We start from the raw sequence: 23797 nt of genomic DNA, 5'->3' as shown, positions 1-23797 counted from the left end.
TAATAGTGTTATTTAAGCTACACTATTGCGCTATTTATTAACTATTTCGGCACTTTAAGTACAATGCAGAACAGAGCTAAATCAGTCACTATTTTTGATGTTGCAGATCTTGCTGGTGTATCAAAGTCAACCGTATCCTTGGTGCTTACTCAAAGCGATAAAGTCGGCAAAAAAAGTAAACAAAAAGTACTAAAAGCCATTGACGAACTAGGCTACATTTACAATCGCGATGCAGCAGCTATGCGCTCAAGGCGCTCTAACTTAGTCGCTATTGTAATAAACGATTTAACTAATCCGTATATGGCGCAACTCGCGACTAACCTTGAGCGTATTTTAAACGAAAATAACTTACAAGCCATGATAGTAAGTAGTAATAATAATCTTGAGCTGCAAACAAACGCGGTTAAAAACTTAAAAGAATACAACGCCGCCGCATTTATTATTTGCCCTGTTGCTAATACTTGTGCCAAATGGCTCGATACTCTCAGCGCACAGCAAAAAGTAATGACCTTAATGCGAGAAGTTCCCTTTAGCGCAGCGCCATGCGTACTTCCCGATTATAAAAAAGCCAGCCACGTAGCCAGCATGCATTTGCTTGCACAAGGCGTTACACATATTGCATTTATAGGAAGCGAGCTAACGCTAAGCGACTCTCAAGCACTTCAAAGTGGCTTTAATACTGCTTGCTCACAGCACGGCGTTACGCCTTTGGTAGCCATATCATGCAGTCAAAACCAAGCGCTTAGTGCTAAAAATGCATTTATTGAAGCTTACGCAAAACACCCTCAGTTAAGCGCCCTTGTATGCGAAAATGATATAATTGCACAAGGTGTTTTTGCTGCAATACAGACGCTTAACATACCAACCAATAACAATATAAAAATAGCGAGCTGCTACCACTTACCTTATTATAGCGTTATGCCTTACAGCTTAAGCACCGTTGTAATTAACACACATGACATTGCTAAACGTTGTCACCTAGTACTCAAAGAATTGCTACAAAACACAGCTCCGCCAGTAAAAACACTGGTAAATGTAAACTCACTAATTAGAGATTCTAGCCAATGAAAAAAGTGCTGGTAATTGGTTTCGTATGGCCAGAACCAAATTCATCTGCTGCGGGAACGCACATGATGTCGTTATTAAATACTTTTAGAGCGCAAAACTGGGACGTTGAATTTGCAACGCCCGCGCAGCGCACAGAGCACATGGTAAACCTTGACGCTTTTGGCATAACCAGCCAAAGCATTGCACTAAACTGCGATAGCTTTGACGAATACGTTAAAGCCTATAACCCAGATATAGTCATGTTTGACCGCTTTATGATGGAAGAACAATTTGGCTGGCGCGTCGATAAACATTGCCCTCATGCGATTAAAATTTTAGATACCGAAGATTTACAATGTCTGCGTAACGCTCGTCACGAAGCGTTTAAAGGTGAGCGTGAGTTTACAATCAGCGATTTACACTCAGACATAGCAAAACGCGAAATCGCCGCTATTTTACGCTGCGATTTAAACTTAATTATTTCAAGCTATGAAATGCGTTTACTAAGCAGCGTATTTAAAATAGAGCCAAGCTTATTGCACCATTTACCATTTATGGTCGATTTAAGCTCATTACCTGCAAGTACAAAAACGTTTGAGCAGCGCCAACATTTTATGACCATAGGCAATTTTAGGCACGCGCCAAACTGGGATGCCGTGTTGCACTTACAAAAGATATGGCCACTTATTCGCAAGCAACTTCCAAAAGCAGAACTTCATATTTATGGCTCTTACCCACCACCAAAAGCCACAGCGCTAAATAACCCTAAAACAGGATTTTTAATAAAAGGCTGGGCCGATAATGCGTTTGATGTAATGCAAAGCGCACGTGTATGTTTAGCACCACTGCGCTTTGGTGCTGGCATTAAAGGTAAATTGCTTGAAGCCATGATTATGCAAACACCCAGCGTTACCACCAATATTGGTGCTGAGGGCATGCATAATGATTTACCATGGCCTGGTAAAATAGCCAACACCGCCGACGATTTTGCCAATGCAGCTGTTGAAATGTACACCAATCAAAGTGACTTTGAACAAGCGCAGCAAGATGGCAACACGCTCCTTAATACGCTTTACGATAAAGTACAATTGAGCACGGTGTTAATTAAAAAAATCGATTCAATAAGTAGCGATTTAAAAGCTCATCGCGAAAAAAACTTTACAGGCCAAATGCTCAAACATCATACAATGCGCAGCACCCAATACATGTCGCAATGGATAGCTGAAAAAAATAAAAAATTAGATTAAAAATGACTAGACACACACCAATTAGTGTTTAAAATCGCGCCCATCAAACGTGGGCAGTTTTAGCTGTATTGTCTATATTTTTAGCTTAGTTATCGCAATATTTGGTCCAAAAAGATTTGAAAACTGCAACCTTTACAGAAAAACGCAAATTTATCGTTAAATTGGGTAAAATGCTTCACAAGTATGGTACGCCTGCTTACCGCCTAGAAGCCCACCTAATGGAAGTCGCTACCTATTTAGGACTTAAATCGTCGTTTGTTATGTCGCCAACTTCGGTAACGTTTGTTATTTGGACTGATGGCCACGAAGACGAGTACACCCATGTTGCTCGTGTAGACCCTGGCGATCACGATTTAGGCTCACTTGCCGATACCGACGACCTTGTAAACCAAATGCTTGACGACAAGTTAACTTTACAAGAAGTTGACGCCCAGTTAGATGCTATTTACGACATGCCAAACCCATACAATAAACTTGTTACGGGCGTTGCCTTTGCAACTTCTGGTGGTGCGTTTGCCATGTTAATGGGTACTAGCTGGACTGATGTTATTTGGTCATCGCTACTTACTTTGGTTGTTTATGTGTTTGTACTTTGGTCTGGACGCTCAAAACGCGTAGCTCATATGCTTGAGCCATTGGTAGCCATAATATCGGCAATACTTGCATGTGCAGTAAGCGTGTACATAACGCCCGAAATAAACATACGCTTGGTGGTACTTTCGGCCATTATTGTGTTTATACCCGGTTTAGCACTTGCGCTTGGCTTAGCAGAGCTTGCAGCACGGCATTTAGTGTCGGGTACAGCAAGAGTCATGGACTCGTTTATGCTGTTATTTAAACTCTATTTTGGCGGTTTTATTGGTATAGGTATTGGCTTTGCACTCTTTGGGCAAGCTGACTTTGTACAACCTGATCCTCTACCAAAGTGGACAGCATGGCTGGCTATATTTTTACTTTGTAGCAGCCTAATCGTTATTTTTAGAACCAAACTTAAACACGCTGTGTGGTCTATAGCATCAGGCTTTATAGCGTACGGCACCAGTATTGGCTCGGCTATGTACCTTGATTACACGTTAGGTACGTTTGTGGGTGCTTTATCGGTGGGTATATTTAGTAACTTGTTTAACCGCGTTGCTAATGCGCCGGCCTCTATTGTGGCCATGCAAGGCTTAATTGTATTAGTACCAGGTAGCAAAACCTATATTGGCTTAAATTCACTCATTGAAGGCCAAGACTTTATATATGCAGAGCATATAGGCCAGCAAACGTTTTTGATATTTATGTCGCTTGTTGCAGGGCTAATATTTGCAAACGTCGCCCTACCGCCTAAAAAGAGTTTGTAAGTGATACTGAGCACTCGCTTTACTTTAATTGAGTAAAGCGAGTGAAACGTTAAGCTAAAAACAACCGCCAAGTAGCAATTGAGGCCAATACTAAGTGTTTTAGCTCATTACATTGCACTTGAGTCAAACTCAAAAACCTCATAGTGATTCCAACGTAAAAACAGTTCACCGCTTTCTAAATAACCTGAACTCTGGATAATAAATCTATCTCAAGCAGCTATTTTCAGCGCTAACTGCGTTGAATTTACTTGCAATAGGCCAGCTATTGACGCGTAAATTCGCCTTGTTTTCACTAAAAATCTCTGGCTAGAGAAAATAAATTTAAATATCACTATGATTCAATATTTTAGTAAATCTCTTAACCAGAGTTCAGGTTAAATACAGATTTATGTCATCACTTGATGGATAGCAAAAATCATCCCAGTGATCACAAAAAACTATCCAAGGTAGGGCTAATGCTGTTTCTTGATCCCAGCAAATTGTTACTGTTTGCGAATCATTTACTAAGCCCTTTAACCATTGGCGTGTTAACTCACTCCCTTGTGTGGAGTCGAATCTTTTTGCTCCAACCGGAAAGTTAATGGGTGTGGCGGCAATTAATGCTCTTGCTTGATCTTCACTCAATGGATTGAGTTTATTTAATGTAGCTTTAGAAAAATCACCATGGGATGAGCTAATCCAGCGCCATGCTAAAGAAAAGTCTTCAATTTTAATCAACGCTCTATACCTACTTTTATAAACACGTAATTGACCTCATAGGTTATTACTATTACCTACTCTATACAAACTTCATGTTATTTTACTTTTAGTTCAACAAGTTAAAAGAAAGCACTATGGTTTATTAATATTTAAGAAAGTATGTCCGACGTTTTTTACATTACGTGAAAGGCATACCTTTGCAATAAGCACATAATAGAGGACATTATTGCTTCATACTTCCCTATTGAGCCAAAGTACTCAATAGGGAAGTAACTTAACTAACGTAACCAATTAGTTTTACCCAGTTCGACAACTTCATCGCCTTTTCCATTTATTAACGCCTTCATCATGTAAACACTAAAGCCTTTTGCTTGCTCTAATTTGATTTGCGGTGGCATTGAAAGCTCTTGTTTTGCGGTATCGACTTCTAAAACAACAGGTCCTGAGTGGTTCATCATCTCGTTCATTGCCGATGGCAGTTTTTCAGGGTCGTCCACATGAATCCCTTTTAAGCCACAGGCTTGTGCAATGTTAGCAAAACTTGGGTTTTCTAAATCGGTATCGCTTGATAAAAACCCACTGGCTTTCATTTCCATAGCCACAAAACTGAGTGAGCGATTATTATAAACAACAATCTTTATTGGTAAATTAAGCTGCTTAAGCGAGATTAAATCGCCCATTAACATCGAAAAGCCACCATCACCACACATTGCAATAACTTGGCGGTCTCTATCTACAGATTGACCCCCCATTGCCTGCGACATGGCATTTGCCATAGAGCCATGATTAAACGACCCAATTAACCGGCGCTTACCATTCATTGATAAATAACGCGCAGCCCACACTGTTGGCGTACCTACATCGCAAGTAAAAACAGCATCGTCAGCTGCTTGCTCGTTTAGTAAACGCGTTAGGTATTGCGGGTGAATTAAATTTTGCGAGGTTTTTCCACTGGCAAGTTCATCGAGTTCTTTTCGCGATTCTTTATAGTGCTTAACACTCTTTTGTAAGTGCGAGTCTGTGCGCTCACCTTCAATATACTCAAGTAATGTGGCCACTGAATTTTTTGTATCCCCTAGCACGCCACAGTCAATTTGCACGTGTCGCCCGAGTGACGCAGCCTGATTATCAATTTGTAATATGGTGGTATTTTCGGGATAAAAAGCACGATAAGGAAAACTAGTACCAATCATAAGTAACGTATCGGCTTCTTGCATTGCATGATAGCCCGACGCAAAGCCAATAAATCCGGTCATACCAACATCGTAAGGGTTGTCGTACTCTATAAATTCTTTACCGCGCATAGCATGCACAATTGGTGCTTGTAGTTTTTTTCCAAGCGCAACAATTTCGTCGTGGGCATCCTTACAACCAGCACCGCACAATAAGGTGACTTTTTTACTTTTATTAAGATGAGTCGCCATTGCTTCAATATCAGATAAAGCGGGAGTATGCGTTGCTGGTTTTGGCACGTTCCACTTCGGTTTAATAGCTTTTGGAATATCTTTTAATGCAATGTCGCCAGGTAACACAAGTACACTTACACCTTTGTTTAGTATTGCTTGTCGCATTGCGGTTTCTAGCAGGTACGGCATTTGCTCAGGGCTCGACACCATTTCACAATACACACTGCATTCTTTAAATAATTCTTGCGGATGGGTTTCTTGAAAATAACTACTGCCAATTTCAGATGAAGGAATGTGTGCGGCAATTGCTAATACTGGTACATTATTGCGCTGACAATCAAATAGGCCGTTAATTAAATGAAGGTTACCTGGCCCGCAAGAACCCGCACACACCGCAAGCTCCCCTGATAAATGCGCTTCGCCACCTGCTGCAAATGCGGCAACTTCTTCATGTCGCGTTCCTAGCCATTCAATTGTGCCCATTTTTCGCAGACTTTCACTAATGCCATTAAGTGAATCGCCAGTTACTCCCCAAATACGTTTTACGCCAGCTTGTTCAAGGGTTTTAGTGATAAAACTTGCGATATTTTGACTCATAATATAGAACTCCTAAATATTCAGTTATTCTGTAAATTGATTTTTCGCCTCTGATCTATCAGGTAAGTCATCGTTTCGAAATGCACTCAATTATTGAGAATCGATAAGCTTAAATATTTTAATAATGATAGATATATTACTACTGAGACTTTACTAACAAACGCCTAGTTTTTCTGCGCCCCCATACTGATACATAAAACATGAATGTCCGCTTTAAAGTGCTTATGAATATGCGGGTGCGAGATTTTTAGTGGCTTAACTATGAATATGTTATTATGCGCTCAATTATTTTACTGAATGCTTTTCTCTTACTTCTATGTCAAATTCTGCTTCTTGCTTTACATTATTCTCTCAAAATATTGATGCTCTCGCGCTTTCTGAAAAGTTTACTTTCCCTTTTTATTACGAGCCGCAACCATTAGCTGTAGCAGCCACTAAACAATTACAGCAACAACTTGAAACGTTAACGCATTTAAAAGCAGAAAATGCAGGTAAAATGTTTGGGGTTTTAGTGGTGCAAAATGCTAAGCAACAATTAGGCTTTTTAAGTGCCTATTCGGGACAAATTGAAGGTGATAAAGGTAATATTAGCTTTGTACCGCCTGTTTCTAGCATGCAACTTCAAGACGATACCTATTTGGCTCAAAGTAAAATAATTAACGATATTAATGCTCAAATTGAGCAATTAGAAAATAGTGAACAACTACTTGAAGTTAATAGCAAACTTGATGATGCAACACAGAGCTACCAGCAAGCGCTATTAGCTCAACAGGCGGTAATGCAAGCCGGTCGTCAGCAACGAAAAATACAACGTATCGAAGGCGAATTAGAGCTTAGCGAAAGTGATTTTGAGCAGTTAAAAAATAAGCTTGCAGGGCAAAGTATCGTAGAAAAAAAGCAACTACTGGCACTTAAAGCCTATTGGCAAAATATAATCGAGTCACTGCAGCAAACACACATCAGTATTTCTGATGAAATTGCTCATTTAAAAAAACGCCGTAAAACGCTTTCTAAAAGCTTACAAAAAAAGCTATTTGCACAGTACCAATTTTTAAATGCAAATGGAGAAACTAAAGATTTAAATGCTATTTTTGCAGCATTACCTGAGCACACGCCTCCTTCGGGTGCTGGCGATTGTGCAGCGCCTAAATTATTACAATACGCCTATAAACATGACTTAAAGCCACTTGCTATGGCAGAGTTTTGGTGGGGAGCAGCGCCTAAATCAGCAATTAGGCAGCATAAAAACTACTACCCTTCTTGTTACAGTAAATGCCAACCAATACTTGGGCACATGCTAAAGGGTTTAGATGTTGAAGATAACCCGCTACTTATCAACCCAGCTCAGGGTAAAGATTTAAGTATTATTTATAAAGATGACGACTTACTTGTGGTAAATAAGCCCGCTGAGTTTTTATCGGTACCTGGCGTTAATATTGATGACTCAGTTTATATGCGAATTAAAACGCAGTTTCCAGAGGCATCAGGCCCACTAATTGTACATAGACTAGATATGTCGACCTCTGGATTATTGATGATCGCACTTAATAAACGCGTGCACAAAGCACTGCAAAAGCAGTTTATTGAACGCACCATAGATAAACGTTATGTCGCATTAGTTAATGGTAACGTGGCTGAGGATAGCGGAATAATTGATTTACCCTTAGTGCTCGACTTTGATGATAAACCGCGCCAAATGGTGTGTTACAAACATGGTAAGCCATCACTTACTACCTGGCAGGTTTTAGAGCGTAACAACAATATTACCCGATTACAGTTATATCCTAAAACAGGGCGAACTCATCAATTAAGAGTACATTGTGCCCACAGTTTAGGTTTAAACATGCCAATTATAGGCGACACACATTACGGGCAAAAGGCAGATAGATTACATTTACATGCAGAATACTTAGCATTTACTCACCCCATTACGCTCAAGCATTTGGAGTTTGAAGTCGCTGCTGATTTTTAATCAAATGCATATGGCCACAACTGCTATATTATACAAATTATGGTTTTTATTAGTTAAATTGAAATCGTTTATGATTAAGTTTTTTTCAAAAAAAAAATATAAAAATAGATTCAAAAAATAGCTTAACAAACAATATAAACAAAATTATTTCACTGATAAAAATAAGTCATCAAAGGGTTAAAATGACTAGAAATATACAAATAAACATTTTAGATAATACTTTATGGGCAAAGTGTATTGCTCTAGTCTCGTTTTTACTTTTGTGTAATTTTGCCTCAGCTAACGATGAGCCATATCCGCAAAATTACCAAGCGGCTCAAGCTCTCATCAATAACATAAAACTAAATGAAATAGACTATCTTCAAAATGAAGACAAACTCGCTCAAGCGTTTAAAATAAGCAGAGAGCAAAATTGGGAAAAACTTCATCTAGAAGCGGCCGCTTTGTATGCGGAGCTACTTTTTAGACAAGAAAAATACGAGGAGTTAAACACACACTTGTCTTATTACTTAAAGAACAAAGAGTTACCAAATCAAAAAAGTGTTCATTTATTATTTCTCGAATCACAACTCAAGTCTTTAGCAAGAAAGCCAAACCCAGCTCCAGCACTAATACTAGCCACGAAATTAGAAGAGAGCTTGCAACAGTATTCGACTAAAGAAAAAATCATTATTTTACGAGCACTTGCTTACTATTACACAGATACAGATGCACTGAAAAAAACCCTAAATGTTGCACTGGAGGGGCTAGAATTAGCATTAAAAGATGACGACTCAGCATCTCAAGGATACTTTTTTAGAAAAATAGCCGATGCATACAATTATCTAAATGAAAAAGACAAAGCCGTATATTATGCAAAGAAAGCGGTTGAAGCATATGAAAAAACGCAAGATGAGCTTTTTACTGCAAAAGCATATTGGAGTTTAAGTAATGTATTGCTTGAGATAAAAAAACCTAAAGATGCCTTAATATATCTAAACAAAGCATTATTTTATTTTAAAAAAGTTAATGCGCAAAAAGGCCTAACCTTTGCCCAATACTCAATTGCCAGTATTGAGTACTTACAAGCAAACTACGACAGAGCCTTAACTTTAACTAAAGAAAACATTGAGCTCGCTCGTTCTGCAGATATTTACGACATGCAACTTGCTTCACTCATTTTGTTAGCTGACATATATATAAAACTAGATTTACTTGATCAAGCAAATGAAGCAAACGATGAGGTATTTTTAAAATTAGATAAATTCAGCCGCAGTATTTATAAAGCCGAGTTTCTAAGTAAACGCTATGAGTTAAAGCGACACCTTAACTATACTGACGAGGCTTTTGAAGCAATTGAACAAAAGCTCCTTTATACAAAAAAACACTACGAAGCAACCAGTGAAAATAATATAAAAACACTGCAGGTCAAGTTTGAAGTAAAAGAACAAGAAGAAAAAATACAACAACTAGAATACGCAAAAGACATTAGTGAACTGCAAGCAAAAGAAGAGTACCAACAAAAAATAATTTGGCGACTTAGCGCTGCTATTGCGTTTATTTTAGTTATTGTTTCATTCTTTTTATTTTACAAACAGGCTCGACAACGTCAAAAATATCACGATATTTCATTAACAGATTATCTAACAAATAGCCCTAATCGTAGAGGAATAATGCGCGCAGCAGAAGCAAAGCTTGATGAAGGTAAAATGACGATAGCAATTGTTGACTTAGACTACTTTAAAAAAGTTAACGACCAATTTGGTCACGATGTTGGAGATTTAGTTCTTATTGCCTTTGCAAAAGCTGTAAAAGAAACACTAAGTGGTGATCATCAGTTTGGCCGCTACGGCGGCGAAGAATGGTTGTTTGCACTAAATTCGGTTGACGAACTAGCTATTCGAAATATATTTGACCAGCTCGCCACTAGGTTTACCGAGCATTGTAGTAATATAAAAGACCTTCCTAGTGATACAAAAATCACTTTTAGTGTGGGAGCCTCTGTAAGTAGCCCTTTAAAAAGCACACTAGATGTTCTTATTAAGCATGCAGATAAATTACTTTATAAAGCAAAAGAAAACGGAAGAAACCAAGTCGTTGTTGATTAAATAAACACAGCTAAAAGTACTTGCTCAGTTTATTGACTAAAGTCCATCTAAAACCATCTGTTTAATTTTATATGCTTTTACAAAATGATCTAATTTATGGGTGTGTATCCACCAAGTAGCGGCCTCCATAAGTAGCTCTGGGTCGTCGTTTTTATTGGCAAAAAATGCATAAAAAGAAAGCCCTACATTTTCGCCTTTAACTGCTATTTTTTTATCGCACACGGTAATTATTTTTGCTCTTAGTTCTTCTCTCATACATACCTTATTTAATTATATTTTTACTATTAAAATACGCCATTTAAAACGCTAACGATTAGCTGTAAAAGGCTTCTATCAACCAAGCCATGATTCTCAAGCTCTTTATTAGGCGTATTTACTTTTGCAGCTTTGCATTCATTATCTAATGTCTCATTTTTACGTGTATCGGTTTCGTATGCAATATCTGCTTGTTCCATACATTTTGCCGAGCCTGCGTAAGGCTTCGCCGTACAAGCGCTTAGTAATAATAAAAGTGAAATTGCTATCAACAATTGCTTCATAACCAATCCTATTTTTACGCAACTTATTTACTTTAAATCACAGCTGCAAGTTAGCCTATTTACTTTTTTACCACCATTACAAAAAATTCAAAAAAGAACTTACCAATAGTATCAAAAAAAGTGTCGTTTTTTTCATCCCTTTTAATTTGTGCGCTAATGCATTGATTATAAACCTGTGAGCTTGTTTGAGCACCATTCCGATCAAACGTTTCTGCTTTTTCAATGCATAAGTTAGGGTCAGAACGCGAGGCAGTACTACATGCACTCAGTAGAGCGCACAGCAATAATGCGGCGATGGGGGTTTTTATGTTCATCCTTAAACTATCCTATTAAGTTAACGTGCTACTAGGCATTTATGTGTGAGAGTAATATATAGGTTGTACCTAAATAACACTGATACTTTATCACTGCTATAAAATAAACAACCAGTAAATATTTGTAAGGTTCTGTAGGAATTTATACTCCTTTTAAAATTGAACTACGCAAAAGCCTGAAATTATTGCATTCAGATCACTGTAAAATTTACAGTGATAGCAGCCTAAGAATAAAAAATTAATATGAATTCATTAAAATACAATAACTTAATATTTGGCATTTAGTTTGCTAGTTAGTGATATGAGCAAATAAATTGTAAAAGGACTAGTTATGAATATTTTTGAAGCACTACGTCACGATCATGATAAACAACGAGAATTGGTAGATGCGCTTATTCAAACACACGGCGACACAGAGCAGCGCCACAGGCTAATGGATGAGCTAAAAACAGAATTAGAAGATCACGCAAAATTTGAAGAACGTTACTTTTATAACCCACTTATGTTTGATGACTTAACTCATGAAAAAGCGCGCCACAGCGTAGCTGAACATCACGAAATTGATGAATTAATTGAACAACTTGAAGATACTAAAATGAGCTCGTCTGCATGGTTAGTTGCAGCTAAAAAGCTACACCATTTAGTACATCATCATTTAAGTGAAGAAGAACACGAAGTGTTTCAATTAGCGGGTAAAGCACTTACCGAAGGGCAAAAAGAGAGCCTTGCTGAGCAATACAACGACGCTATGCATTAGTTGCATAACATATAAATCGACTTCCACACACTCCCTGTGTACTTATTGGTTATAAGCCATATGGCTTATAACCATTTTTTCTTTTACTACTTCACAGTAAATTTCACGTCTTGGTCGCGTAATAAGTAAAGTGCAAAACACGCAGCCCACATTGGCCATGCAGTGAAGAATAATAAGTTGTTGAAGCCATCAATGTATTGGTTATAAGATGAAAGCGTAGACAAACCATGCATCACAAAAATCACACCATAAGTAATGCGTTTTTTAATACCCGCTAAAAAAGCCAATACTAATACAAGTTGCAGAGCACCGATAACATAAGCAACCATGTCTGATGAACCGCTGATCCCATAAAAGTGCTCGAAAATACGTGCGCTATGGCCTGGATTTACGAATTTATCGAATGTCCACATGATCATTACAATAAAAACGCCCAAACGAAGCGATAAAAGAGACCACTGCAGACGCTTTTGTACGTCTGAACTCACTGAACCTGTCATAAAATTCCCTCAAAAATGTATAAATAAACCTTGAAGTAATCAAGACCGTATTAGTTAGTTTTTATTTCAACACAGCGTAATTATTTTTGCTTATTTTACTTTTAGAAAATAAAGCGTGGATTATTTGAAATATGCAGATTTATTATATGAAAGTTAATACATAATAAAAGGTTAACTACCCGAAAGTAGACTACAATAAAAAGCCGATTAAAAGCAATAATTTACAGGGAATATCATACAATTGCTCTATTGATGTTTCATCTACTAATGAAACAACATTACTTAATTACAGCCCCTAAAAAGCAACTGTTTTTATAATGTTCTATAAACAAAAAGAATCGAAGGTTTACTGAAAGTTATTTTTAAACCTTTCGGTCTTTATCGCCATCAACATATAACCGTAGAGAGAAAACGTTTGAAACACGCATACTTGGCTTTATCCTTAGCCGCCATATTAAATACACCACTTAACTCATTTGCAGCTGAAGAATTAAAAATAACAAAAAATGATGCAATAGAGCACATTGAAGTGGCGGGCCAAATTACTAAATCTCAAGGTCTTTCAGTTAAAGATACCACTGTAGATGGCCCGTTTGGTGATAACTTAGCACTACAAGATATAGCCCGCTCGGTAACACCAATTTCAAGTGAGTTAATAGAGCAACTTAATATTACTACGCTACAAGATGTATTAGCAGTAAGCCCTAATACCTATTCAGCGAGTGGCTTTGGTGCACCAAGTTTGCCAACAATTCGCGGACAATTGGGTGAGCTTTTTCAAGATAGTACACGCCGCCAAGCTGGCAATAATGGTTTTGGGGTGCCGTTATCGTTCAACGCAGTAGAACAAATTGATGTTGTAAAAGGCGCACCGCCGGTTCTATTTGGCTCAAGTCAACGTAACGGCGGCTTTGTGAATCTACATTCTAAAAAAGCATCTACCGATGAAAGCAAAGGCAAAGCAAGTTTATCCGCGGGCCGGTGGGATCAATACCGCGTTTTGGTCGATTACAGCGCACCGATTGTAAAAGACAAAGTTGGCTTTAGAGTGAGCGCTGAGCACATAGATAACGGCAGTTACTATGATTTTTCAGGTACTAAAAGTGACAGCCTATTTGCTGCCCTTCGGGTATTACCTGATGACAAGAGCAGCTGGGATCTTAACTTTGAGTTGTACCAAGTTGAATTTACCGATAACGCAGGTATTAACCGCCCAACACAAGCACTCATAGATCATGGCTTATACATTACTGGCCAAGGCGTACAAGCAAATGGCAGTACAATACCAGCGGCTGGTTCTATTGTTTCACCTACTGGGCAAGTAAAAATAGACCGTAGTACGGTACTTACCGATCCTGATAATCAAAACGAAGCCACTACTTACTTACTACACAGCATTTATAAGCGTGAACTTTCCAGCAATGCATCAATAAAAAATATTACGTATTTTCAGCACTTACAACGCGAAGAAATTGCACAAAACAGCTTTGTTGAAATTATAGACGGTGCCGATACCGCGCAAAATCGTACCGAATTGACTTACCAATGGAGCAATGAACAGCAAACAATTTTTGCATTTGATGTGCGCTATAATCGCGTATTAGGCTATAGCCAATTTACTACCGAAGCCGACTTGCCTATTGATTTAACTGGCCCAATTTCAAATCGCCGCATTCCTTTAACTGATGCACAGCAAGCGCGTTTAATTGAAATTAGCCCAGGTGTATTTGTATCCCCTGGTGGTCAGTACGATATTAATAACGATGGCAGCGGCGACTTTAACTTATCAGACACTACCGATTCGCGTTCATGGCAAACAGGTTTTGCTATTCAGCAAGATTCTGATTGGACAGATAAGTTTCATACAAGCGTAGGTTATCGTGTTGATTATTATGATGTAGATGCGCACGACCCAATCGCACCACAAGGTCAAGTTGCAGCAAGTGATAGCATTAATGACACGCTGCAATCGGGTCAAGTTAGCTTTAATTACAAACTAAATAATGATTACACCACTTACGGTGCAGCAAGTTATAACGAAGCTACATCAAACAGCATGGCTGGCGGTACATCACTGGGTGGCGACAACACAATCAGTGCACAAAATTTTGCTACCGAAAACACCCTTGTTGAGTTTGGTTTAAAATACGCACCAACCGACAGCAATTGGTACGCCGATGGTGCTTTGTTTAGCCAACGTCGTAGTTTACGTAACCGCGATGGAAGCAATACCGGTATTCGTACACAAGGGTTTGAAGGCCAAGTGTTTTACGATGCCTACCCTTATTGGTTAAGTGCCGGCTACAGTTATATTGATGCACGTTACGACAATTCTGCAAGCAGTCAAGATTCAGCACAAGTAGCAGATGCATTTGACAACTCTCGTCCAGATATTATCGCAGGCACCGGTGTTGGTGCCCCAAGCTTTACACCATTTGCACGCTCTAATCGCCAAGTTCAAGGAATTCCTGAGCAATCGTTCAGTTTTAACGGAAATTATTCAATTAATTCGAAATGGCAAACGGGTTTTTCAGGTCTATATACAAAGAGTTACCCATTGGACTTTTTAGCGACGGTAAAAATTCGTGATCAGTACACATTAAACGTAAATACTAGCTATGCTTTTACGCCTAGTACTAAATTACGTTTAGATGTAAATAACGTCACAAATCAAAAAAACTGGCGCCCCGTATTTGAAGGCGGTTACTTTGGTGCAACTTTAGCTTTTCCTGAGTTGCCAATAAACGCCAAGTTAACCCTTACGCATAGTTTTTAAGAGAGAGAACATGATTAAAAAAATATTTCTATTATTGATTGCAGCGGCCGCCGTCGGCCTGTTCTTTCATTTTGACTTACACCAATTACTTACGCTTGATGGCTTAAAAGGATCGATGGATCAGTTTAGCGATTACAAAGAGCAGTCACCGTTACTCGTTATTGGTGGGTTCTTTTTACTGTACGTAGTAGTAACTGCTCTCTCGTTACCGGGCGCCGCTATTTTAACACTTGCCGCAGGTGCATTGTTTGGCTTGGTAGAGGGTTTATTAGTTGCATCTTTTGCCTCAACTATTGGCGCAACACTTGCTTTTTTAGTATCGCGTTACTTACTACGCGACACTATTAAACAACGTTTTCCTGAGCGCTTAGCCGCAATTGATGCTGGCGTTGAAAAAGAAGGTGGATTTTACTTATTTACTCTTCGTTTAGTGCCGGTGTTTCCGTTCTTTTTAATAAACCTACTAATGGGTGTTACTTCAATAAAGTCATGGACTTATTACTGGGTAAGCCAAGCAGGTATGCTAGCCGGTACGTTTGTATTTGTTAATGCAGGTACGCAACTGGCGCAAATAGAGAGCTTATCTGGAATTTTATCATTCAACTTAATCTTATCATTCGCTTTATTGGGTATTTTTCCATTCATTGCTAAAGGAATTTTAAACGTGTTTAAAAAACGTCGCGTATACAAAAACTACACTAAACCTAAAAAATTCGACCGTAACATGATTGTTATTGGCGCAGGCGCAGGTGGTTTAGTAACAGGTTATATTGCTGCCGCTGTTAAAGCAAAAGTAACCCTTATTGAAGCGGGCGAAATGGGCGGCGACTGTTTAAACTACGGTTGCGTTCCAAGTAAAGCCGTTATTAAAAGCGCTAAAATTGCAGAGCAAATTCGCCACGGTGAAAACTATGGCTTAGAAAACACAACTCCACAGTTTTCGTTCAAAAAAGTAATGGCACGTGTACATAAAGTAATTGCAGATGTAGCACCACACGACAGTGTTGAGCGTTACACCAATCTAGGCGTAGATGTAGTAAAAGGTTACGGTAAATTAATCGACCCATGGACTGTAGAAATTAAACTTAACGATGGCGGCACGCAAACATTAACTGCACGCACCATTGTTATTGCAACTGGCGCACGCCCATTTGTACCGCCACTACCTGGTATTGAAGAAACAGGCTATGTAACAAGCGATACATTGTGGAATAAATTTGCAGAGCTAGATGAAGCCCCTAAAAAACTTGTAGTACTTGGTGGTGGCCCAATTGGTAGCGAATTAGCACAAAGCTTTGCACGTTTAGGTTCAAGTGTTACGCAAATTGAAATGGCGGAGCGCATCATGATCAAAGAAGATCTTGAAGTGTCTACTTTTGCTCACGAAGCGTTAACCGAAAGCGGCGTTAATATTTTAACATCGCATCAGGCATTACGTTGTGAAGCTCGCGATGGTAAAAAATTCATTATTGTTAAACATAATGACCAAGAAATCGAGATTGAATACGACGAGCTATTATGTGCTGTTGGCCGAAGTGCACGCCTTAAAGGTTATGGCCTTGAAGAGCTTGGCATTGAAACAAACCGCACAGTAGTAACTAACGAATATCTAGAAACACTGTATCCAAATATTTTTGCAGCGGGTGATATTGTAGGTCCATACCAATTTACACATGTGGCAGCCCATCAGGGTTGGTACGCTGCGGTAAATGGCTTATTTGGTCACCTTAAAAAGTTTAAAGTAGATTACCGTGTTATTCCGTGGACTACGTTTATTGACCCAGAAGTAGCACGTGTTGGTTTAAACGAACAAGACGCAAAAGACAAAGGCATAGATTACGAAATTACTCGCTTTGAATTTGAAGAGCTAGACCGTGCAATTACCGACAGCGCTACAAAAGGCTTTATTAAAGTGATTACACCAAAAGGCAAAGACAAAATATTGGGCGTTACTGTTGTATCTGAACACGCTGGCGATTTAATTGCTGAGTTTGTACTGGCAATGAAACACGGTTTAGGCCTTAACAAAATACTCGGTACTATCCACAGCTACCCTACTTGGGCTGAAGGTAATAAATACGCAGCAGGTGAGTGGAAACGCGCTCATGCACCTGAAAAAGTGCTTAACTTGCTTGAAAAATACCACACTTGGCGTCGAGGTTAATTATGTTTAAAACACCTTTAAAAGTATTACTACTTGGTTCGGCTTTAGTTGTAACATCGTTTGCAGGGTCATTTTCGGCCCAAGCCCAGAGCATGCACGATAGCTGGAATGCATTGTTAAATAAGCATGTTGTCGCTATTAACCATAATCACAGTACTGAGGTTGATTACGCTGCCATAAAACGTGAGCATGCACAGCTAAAAACGTATTTAGATTCGTTAACGGCTGTAACGCAAAGCGAATTCGACGCATGGGAAAAACCTAAGCAGCTCGCTTTTTTAATCAATGCATATAACGCATGGACTGTTGAACTTATATTGACTAAGTATCCAGATCTTAAATCAATCAAAGAGTTAGGGAGTTTTTTTAGCTCACCGTGGAGTAAAGAGTTTATTCCTTTACTTGGCAAAACTCGCAGCCTTGATGATATAGAGCATGGTTTAATACGTGGCAGCGGGAAATACAACGACCCACGCATTCACTTTGCAGTAAATTGCGCGAGTATTGGTTGCCCTGCACTTCGAGAAGAAGCGTATACAGCCACTGATTTAGAGGGCCAATTGCAAGAGCAAACGGTGCGTTTTTTATCAGATATGACACGTAATATGGCCCAAGAAAATACGCTAAGCCTCTCTTCAATATTTAAGTGGTACGGCGATGACTTTGAAAAAGGCTTTCGAGGTGCAAACACGCTACAGCAGTTTTTCTTGCAATACAGCGATGCACTTAAACTGATACCAGCTCAGCAAAAAGCACTTAAAAATGATGACATGGAAGTTAAATTTTTAGACTACAACTGGGATTTAAATGTTCGCCATTAAGTTTTGGCAAACACAGGCGCGATACAGCTTTTGCTGTGTCGCGTTTTACGTTTGTACAATCGCAAATTCAGCTGCTTTTTCGAGCACTGTGTTTGCTAATACCGTTATTACTGCAAATAATAAAAGTGATTTGGTAATACACACACAGCAGCAATCTCGATGGCAACAAGTTCAAGCACTTGGTAGTAATCAAGATGTATACTTTTATGCATGGGGCGGCGACGCACAAATAAATGCGTATATTCAATGGGCTGCGCAGCAAGTTAAAACTAAGTACAACATTAACTTAGTGCATGTAAAACTAAGCGACACCAGCGAAGCGGTAAGCCGTGTACTCGCCGAAAAATCAGCAAACAACAACAGCCAAGGCAGCGTAGATTTAATGTGGATCAACGGGGCTAACTTTGCCACCATGAGTGAGCATTCTCTTCTTTTAAAAAAATGGGCGAGTAAACTCCCCTACTTTGCATTAACCGATGCTGCTAATAACCCTGCTGTAACCTTTGATTTTGGTTTACCTACCAATGGGATGGAAGCGCCATGGGGGCAAGCGTCACTTACGTTTTATTACGACAGCATTGCAATAAATGGTAAGGCAAACAATAAATTGCCGACGACATTAAACGAATTATTAAACTGGAGCGCGCAAAACCTTGGTCGCTTTAGCTACCCAAAGCCGCCTGACTTTTTAGGTATGAGCTTTTTAAAATACGCCTTAGTTGTACTGCATCAGCAAAGCAGCGAAAATATTAAAGCGCAGCTAAACCAACCAGCTACAACTAAAAACACAGCGCAAGTGTTAAACCCACTGTGGGACTTTTTAGATAAACTACACCCAACGCTTTGGCGTGGTGGCACTCATTTTATGCAAAGTGGTGCTCAAATGCGCCGCCTTGTGGACGATACAGAATTAAGTCTCGCATTTACTTTTTCAGCACCTGAAGTACCAGCAGCTGTAAAACGCTATGATTTACCAAACAGCATTCGCAGTTACGCAATGAGTGATGGCAGTTTAAGTAATACCCATTTCGTGGCAATTCCTTACAATGCAAGCCACCAGCAAAGTGCGCAATTAGTGGCTAATTTTTTACTCAGCCCTGAGGCGCAAGCCCAAAAACAAAAAGCGCATATATGGGGCGATAAAAGCGTACTTATTCAATCAACGTTAACGCCCAATCAGCAGGCCTTATTTAAAACGGCTAAACCGCATCCAAGTGCACTGCCTTTAAACAGTATTAAACGCACATTGAGCGAACCTCATCCAAGCTGGGTAAACGCCATTATGCAAGGTTGGCAAACCCGTTATGGAGTAAGCCAATGAGCGTTATTTCAAAAAGTGTACCAGTAAATACCAAAGCAACAACGCAGTGCAGCACCGATATGTTTACGCGCATTGTAAAATTTAGCCCGCGATTCTTACTCGCTTTACTTATACTACCCGTACTTGGTGGCTTAATTAGCGTATTGCTGCCTGCCTTTGGTTATGCGCCCGTACTTGAGCAAACAACGTTTAGCTTGCAAGGTTTTAATGCCCTTTGGCAAACATCTGGCCTTACCCAAATGGTTACCTTAAGCGTTGCAACGGGCTTAATAAGTACTCTGCTTGCATTTATCATTACCTTAATGATTTTAGCTGCGTTTTTTAATAGCCCGTGGCTTAACCGAATTCAGCGTTTATTGAGCCCTATATTAGTGATACCTCATGCCGCCGCGGCTATTGCAGTAGGGTTTTTAATTGCCCCTTCAGGTATGATTTCACGCTTAGCGTCGCCTTGGTTAAGCGGTTGGGAACTTGCGCCAAACGGCATGTTTCCTTATGATTCGTTCGGTATTAGTATTATTTTAGGCTTAACACTAAAAGAGCTTCCCTTTTTATTATTAATGGCACTGGGCGTACTTGCTCAACCTGAGCTTGGCAAAAAATTACGCCAGCAACATAAGGTTGCGCTTAACTTGGGTTATTGCCCAATGACCGCCTTTTTTAAAGTAATACTGCCAAGTCTTTATCCGCTGCTGCGCTTACCCCTTTTAGCAGTGCTTGCCTATGCAAGCGCAAGTGTAGAAATGCCACTCATTTTAGGCCCAAATACACCACCCACGTTAGCCGTTGCAATAATGCATTGGTTTAACGATGTTGATTTAAACCTGCGCATTAAAGCCTCAGCGGGCGCTTTATTACAACTGGCTGTTACAGGTGGGTTATTAGCCCTTTGGCTTGGCGCAGAAAAGGCCGTAAAAGTGCTATTTAGCGACTCCCTCACTAATGGAGTGCGCGAATACGGCGGATTTTATTGGCAAAAAATAACGGTCGTACTCACCATATTAGTAATTAGCTTTATAATGTTGTCACTTATTGGTTTAGTTATGTGGTCGGTTGCAGGCTTTTGGCGCTTTCCAGATGCAATGCCTGAGCAATTTACACTACTGCATTTTAAAAGTGCGCTAATGCAAATGAGCAGCCCGCTTTTTAATACCCTAGCAATCGGTTTAGTAACCACATTATTTGCCATTATTCTTACTCTATTGTGTTTAGAATCAGAGCAGTTGAGTGACAAACCTATTTCTCGTTTTACCAGTTTAATTATTTACTTACCGTTATTAGTACCCAGTATTGCCTTTTTGTTTGGGCTAGTATGGATACAACAATTGGTAAATAACCAAGCCGCATTTTTTAATGTGGTACTTACGCATTTACTGTTTGTGTTGCCTTATGTGTTTTTGTCACTTGCGAGCAGTTATAGGCGCTTAGATCCTCGTTTTGCTCATGTTGCAGCAAGCCTAGGCGCAGCGCCATGCAAGGTGTTTTTTAAAGTAAAACTACCTCAGTTGTTTGCCCCTATTTTAATTGCAGCCGCACTGGGCTTAGCAATTAGTTTTGGACAATACCTCCCCACGCTTTTAGCTGGCGGCGGGCGCATAGCCACAATAACAACCGAAGCTGTTACGCTTGCCAATGGCGCAAGCAGACGCACCAGTGCCGTGTACGCTATTATGCAAATGGCGTTGCCACTTATTGGATTTATACTGGCATGGGGTTTACCTAAATATTTTTTCAAAAGTGCACGTGTTTAAAGTACGCAAGTTTAAAAGTGCACATATTTAAAGCACCCATGTTTAACACTATCAGGGTTAAGGTTTTTTAATGCAGTCATCGTTACAGATTAAAAATTGTCAGCTTTATCGCCAAAATGAGCTGCTACTTAGCTTAAACGAGCAAGTTAATGGCGGTGAAATTCTGACTATTATGGGCCCATCGGGCAGTGGTAAATCAAGCTTATTAAATTGGCTTACGGGTACTTTACCAAGTAGCTTTAAGGCCAATGGAGAGGTGTGGCTTAATGGTCAAAATATCGATAATACCCCTCCACACTTGCGCCATATTGGAGTGCTTTATCAAGACGCTTTATTATTTTCTCATTTAACTGTTGCTGGTAACATTGCCTTTGCAATGCCCAAAGGTAATAAAAAACAACGCCTTGAAAAAATAGCACACGCACTTGAGCAAGTCGGTCTTAAAGACATGGGTAATCGTCACCCCGATAACTTATCGGGCGGGCAACAAGCCCGTGTTGCACTATTACGTATGCTGCTGAGCGAACCTAAAGCCATTTTACTCGACGAACCCTTTAGCAAACTCGACACCCAACTGCGTGTTGATACACGCGAACTCGTGTTTAGCCAAATACGCGATCATAAGCTACCTGCAATTATGGTAACTCATGACCATAGCGACGCCGACGCTGCAAATGGCAAACTCATAACTTTAAATAGCACACTTTAATTCGTGGCTTTAATACGCATAAGGCAATAAACATGCTAGACAAATTTATCACCCCTGTAATTAAGCCACTTTTAACACCTGTGGTTATGCTTATGCATAAACGCGGCATAACCGCCGATCAGCTAACCGTGGTAGGCTTTTTAGTTGGCTTATTAGCCGTGCCATTACTGGCGTTTGAAATGTGGTACGGGGCATTAGTTGCCATTGCTTTAAATCGAATTTTAGATGGACTTGATGGCGCATTAGCACGCTATGCAAACCAAAGTTCAAGCGCGGGTGGCTTTTTAGATATCACACTCGACTTTTTATTTTACGCGGCTATTCCGCTTGGCTTTATTTTGGCAAACCCTGAGCAAAACGCAATAGCGGGATCGTTATTACTTGCCACTTTTATTGGTACGGGCTCAAGCTTTTTAGCTTTTGCGATTGCCGCCGAAAAATTTAAACTCGAAAAACCGCAATTTAAATACAAAAGCTTTTACTACTTAAACGGCTTAACCGAAGGCACTGAAACAATAGCGCTATTTATTGCATTTTGTATTTGGCCGCAGCACTTTGCAGTTATGGCGAGCATTTTTGCTATTGCGTGTGGCATAACTATTTTTACCCGTATACATGGCGGTTATCACACGCTTAAGCAACAAGAAGCCGATGCTAACAAAGCAGCTGAAAACGTGCCTAGCAGTGCAAATTCTGAGGTAATAAATGACTAATGAAGTATGGTGGCGACTCGGCTGTTTTTTTAGCATTTTAATTATAATGATGCTGCTTGAATGGCAAAAGCCTGCTCGCCAAGCACCTATTAAAAGCAGTACACGTTGGTTTGCTAATTTTGGGTTAGTGTTTGCTTCATCAGTTATTGCGCGCTTAGTAGTCCCTATTGGGTTAACCGCCGTGGCACTTTACAATCAAGAGCACGGCATTGGCTTATTTAATCAAATAGCCCTACCAAGCAGTTTAATTATTATATTGAGCATACTTTTACTCGATATATTAATTTATTGGCAGCATAGATTATTTCATCAAGTGCCTATTTTATGGCGCTTACATCGCGTACATCATGCCGATGCACATGTTGATACAAGTACGGGCTTGCGCTTTCACCCTATCGAAATTGTACTGAGCATACTTATAAAACTCATTGCAGTAACAGCTCTTGGCGTACCTGCTATTGCGGTACTTATTTTTGAAATAGCACTTAATGGTTTAGCACTATTTAATCATGCAAATATACGCCTACCTAATGCCATTGAAAAACCACTGCGTTTAATATTAATGACGCAAATTTTGCATCGAATTCACCATAGCCAAGTGGTTAGTGAAACCAACTCAAACTATGGTTTTAGTGTAATTTGGTGGGATAAATTATTTGGTAGCTACAAAGATAAAGCAAAAAAAGCCGACGCAGATATAAATATTGGCTTAAAAGAATACCCAAGCCAAAAGCAAAATGCCTCGCTTTGGGGTTTATTGATCATGCCATTTAAAAATAAGTGAGCTCTACTTAATAATCAACACATAAACGATCGCACCCTACAATCGAATTAAAATGACTTTACTAAACGTATTATTGAATAAAAAGGCAAATAATGGCAACACACATATTTTATTAGGGCTATAAAATATTAAAATTTAACCTTCTAAAACGAGCGTAATAAAGTGTAATAATTATTATTGCTAAATATAACTACTCTTATCGAACCTGATGTATTGAGCAACGATTGCTCACTTTGGTACTTAGAACTTT

20 protein-coding genes are annotated in these 23797 nt (G+C 39.4%); 14 read left to right on the top strand and 6 right to left on the bottom strand.

Annotation, left to right across the window (positions count from 1 at the left end; all coding sequences use genetic code 11):
- Window positions 1–63: 63 nt before the first annotated feature.
- The 3 genes from NRL14_RS13480 (at window position 64) to NRL14_RS13470 (ending at window position 3637) form a co-directional block, all read left to right on the top strand.
- On the top strand, window positions 64–1068 hold the full coding sequence (locus tag NRL14_RS13480) for a LacI family DNA-binding transcriptional regulator (RefSeq protein WP_008134483.1): 1005 nt from the start codon (window positions 64–66) through the stop codon (window positions 1066–1068).
- Complete coding sequence (locus tag NRL14_RS13475; protein WP_306724871.1) at window positions 1065–2294, top strand: glycosyltransferase; 1230 nt, start codon at window positions 1065–1067, stop codon at window positions 2292–2294. The genes NRL14_RS13480 and NRL14_RS13475 overlap by 4 nt, the downstream gene beginning before the upstream one ends.
- A gap of 116 nt (window positions 2295–2410) precedes the next feature.
- Window positions 2411–3637: a threonine/serine exporter ThrE family protein gene (locus NRL14_RS13470; RefSeq protein WP_008134486.1), complete on the top strand. Its 1227-nt coding sequence runs from the start codon at window positions 2411–2413 to the stop codon at window positions 3635–3637.
- Between the two features lie 369 nt (window positions 3638–4006).
- Here the strand turns inward: NRL14_RS13470 and NRL14_RS13465 are convergent, their stop codons facing one another.
- Window positions 4007–4354: a hypothetical protein gene (locus NRL14_RS13465; RefSeq protein WP_007377216.1), complete on the bottom strand. Its 348-nt coding sequence runs from the start codon at window positions 4352–4354 to the stop codon at window positions 4007–4009.
- Between the two features lie 260 nt (window positions 4355–4614).
- A complete protein-coding gene (poxB, locus tag NRL14_RS13460) occupies window positions 4615–6339 on the bottom strand; it encodes a ubiquinone-dependent pyruvate dehydrogenase (RefSeq protein ID WP_306724870.1) in 1725 nt (574 codons plus the stop codon).
- A gap of 316 nt (window positions 6340–6655) precedes the next feature.
- Here poxB and NRL14_RS13455 point away from each other — a divergent pair, with 316 nt between their 5' ends.
- Together NRL14_RS13455 and NRL14_RS13450 are read left to right on the top strand one after the other, a co-directional pair.
- Window positions 6656–8311 carry a pseudouridine synthase gene (locus NRL14_RS13455; protein WP_306724869.1) on the top strand — a complete coding sequence of 552 codons (1656 nt, stop codon included), beginning with the start codon at window positions 6656–6658 and terminating at the stop codon, window positions 8309–8311.
- Window positions 8312–8493: 182 nt separating this feature from the next.
- Window positions 8494–10398, top strand: a complete 1905-nt coding sequence (locus NRL14_RS13450) for a GGDEF domain-containing protein (RefSeq protein WP_306724868.1) — start codon at window positions 8494–8496, stop codon at window positions 10396–10398.
- Between the two features lie 36 nt (window positions 10399–10434).
- Here the strand turns inward: NRL14_RS13450 and NRL14_RS13445 are convergent, their stop codons facing one another.
- Genes NRL14_RS13445 through NRL14_RS13435 form a run of 3 tightly spaced genes read right to left on the bottom strand, consistent with a single transcriptional unit; the run spans window position 10435 to window position 11251 of the window.
- Window positions 10435–10653 (bottom strand): DUF6500 family protein, encoded by a 219-nt coding sequence (locus NRL14_RS13445; protein WP_149605202.1) that lies wholly within the window; start codon window positions 10651–10653, stop codon window positions 10435–10437.
- A 29-nt stretch (window positions 10654–10682) separates the two neighbouring features.
- A complete protein-coding gene (locus NRL14_RS13440; RefSeq protein ID WP_007377211.1) occupies window positions 10683–10937 on the bottom strand; it encodes a hypothetical protein in 255 nt (84 codons plus the stop codon).
- A gap of 59 nt (window positions 10938–10996) precedes the next feature.
- Window positions 10997–11251 carry a hypothetical protein gene (locus NRL14_RS13435; RefSeq protein WP_306724867.1) on the bottom strand — a complete coding sequence of 85 codons (255 nt, stop codon included), beginning with the start codon at window positions 11249–11251 and terminating at the stop codon, window positions 10997–10999.
- Between the two features lie 331 nt (window positions 11252–11582).
- On the opposite strand from NRL14_RS13435, the gene NRL14_RS13430 reads away from it, so the two are divergent.
- On the top strand, window positions 11583–12008 hold the full coding sequence (locus tag NRL14_RS13430) for a hemerythrin domain-containing protein (RefSeq protein WP_306724866.1): 426 nt from the start codon (window positions 11583–11585) through the stop codon (window positions 12006–12008).
- Window positions 12009–12094: 86 nt separating this feature from the next.
- Here NRL14_RS13430 and NRL14_RS13425 read toward each other — a convergent pair whose 3' ends face one another.
- Window positions 12095–12508 carry a hypothetical protein gene (locus NRL14_RS13425; protein ID WP_306724865.1) on the bottom strand — a complete coding sequence of 138 codons (414 nt, stop codon included), beginning with the start codon at window positions 12506–12508 and terminating at the stop codon, window positions 12095–12097.
- Window positions 12509–12923: 415 nt separating this feature from the next.
- Between NRL14_RS13425 and NRL14_RS13420 the strand changes: the two genes are divergently transcribed.
- The 8 genes from NRL14_RS13420 to NRL14_RS13385 all read left to right on the top strand — a co-directional run bounded on the left by NRL14_RS13420 (window position 12924) and on the right by NRL14_RS13385 (window position 23547).
- Window positions 12924–15284 carry a TonB-dependent siderophore receptor gene (locus tag NRL14_RS13420; protein WP_306724864.1) on the top strand — a complete coding sequence of 787 codons (2361 nt, stop codon included), beginning with the start codon at window positions 12924–12926 and terminating at the stop codon, window positions 15282–15284.
- Window positions 15285–15294: 10 nt separating this feature from the next.
- Window positions 15295–17448, top strand: a complete 2154-nt coding sequence (locus NRL14_RS13415) for an FAD-dependent oxidoreductase (protein WP_306724863.1) — start codon at window positions 15295–15297, stop codon at window positions 17446–17448.
- A 2-nt stretch (window positions 17449–17450) separates the two neighbouring features.
- Entirely contained in the window at window positions 17451–18269 is an 819-nt protein-coding gene (locus NRL14_RS13410) for a DUF547 domain-containing protein (protein WP_306724862.1), read from the top strand.
- Window positions 18256–19590, top strand: coding sequence for an ABC transporter substrate-binding protein (locus tag NRL14_RS13405; protein ID WP_306724861.1), 1335 nt, complete (start codon window positions 18256–18258; stop codon window positions 19588–19590). Before NRL14_RS13410 ends, NRL14_RS13405 begins: the two co-directional genes overlap by 14 nt.
- Window positions 19587–21341 (top strand): ABC transporter permease, encoded by a 1755-nt coding sequence (locus NRL14_RS13400; protein ID WP_306724860.1) that lies wholly within the window; start codon window positions 19587–19589, stop codon window positions 21339–21341. The genes NRL14_RS13405 and NRL14_RS13400 overlap by 4 nt, the downstream gene beginning before the upstream one ends.
- A 70-nt stretch (window positions 21342–21411) precedes the next feature.
- Window positions 21412–22050 (top strand): ATP-binding cassette domain-containing protein, encoded by a 639-nt coding sequence (locus NRL14_RS13395; RefSeq protein WP_306724859.1) that lies wholly within the window; start codon window positions 21412–21414, stop codon window positions 22048–22050.
- A 32-nt stretch (window positions 22051–22082) separates the two neighbouring features.
- The gene (locus NRL14_RS13390; RefSeq protein ID WP_007377201.1) at window positions 22083–22763 is read left to right on the top strand and encodes a CDP-alcohol phosphatidyltransferase family protein; all 681 of its coding nucleotides are present in this window, start codon (window positions 22083–22085) and stop codon (window positions 22761–22763) included.
- Complete coding sequence (locus NRL14_RS13385; RefSeq protein ID WP_182695378.1) at window positions 22756–23547, top strand: sterol desaturase family protein; 792 nt, start codon at window positions 22756–22758, stop codon at window positions 23545–23547. Before NRL14_RS13390 ends, NRL14_RS13385 begins: the two co-directional genes overlap by 8 nt.
- The last annotated feature ends 250 nt before the right edge of the window (window positions 23548–23797 follow it).

It is taken from the genome of Pseudoalteromonas sp. 20-92 (assembly GCF_030847595.1).
Taxonomy (GTDB): Bacteria; Pseudomonadota; Gammaproteobacteria; order Enterobacterales; family Alteromonadaceae; genus Pseudoalteromonas; species Pseudoalteromonas fuliginea.
This window is presented reverse-complemented; position numbering and strand designations above follow the sequence as displayed.